1 pseudogene is annotated in these 530 nt (G+C 57.7%); it reads right to left on the reverse strand.

The window, feature by feature from the left end:
• Positions 1-530: pseudogene (locus ACG2E4_RS18505) on the reverse strand (sulfatase); the annotation flags it as partial.

The following is a 530-nucleotide window of genomic DNA, read 5'->3' on the forward strand; positions in this document are numbered from 1 at the left end:
GAGGTAATCTGTACCGTGTATGGCGGACTGAACTGTCCTCCTTCCCGCCTCCAGGTCCGGGCGCGATCCTCTGCGGCATTTACCACAAAAAACGGAGCCTGCGTATTCGGTTGCTCCCCACCCGGCCAGAAGCGTTCCCTGAGCTGCTCCTCCGGGATATCCCCCATATCGCCAATTTCATCCATCCACTGATCCAGAGCACCCCGCATTCGTTTAAGTTCGGCCCGATACCCCGGGTGATCAGCCAGGTTGTGGACCTCATGGGGATCTTCGGTAATATCGTAGAACTCCTCCGGCGGGCGCGTTGGTTTCATCCAGAAGCTGGCTGCCCCCTCAAGTTTCTCTTCGGCATGCAGCCGGAGGATCTCCTGAAAGATTTCCATCCGGTGCCGGTATTCGTTCATGCCCCAGTAGGGCTGGTTTGGGAAGTAGTTGCGGATATATTTGAACCGGGTGTCCCGAACGGCCCGCATCATATCATGGACCTCGTCATGGCGGTCGGCGGCGGCATAGATATATTCCGGCGGGTG

The sequence above is a fragment of the Halalkalibaculum sp. DA384 genome (assembly GCF_043951955.1).
GTDB lineage: Bacteria > Bacteroidota > Rhodothermia > Balneolales > Balneolaceae > JAMQKA01.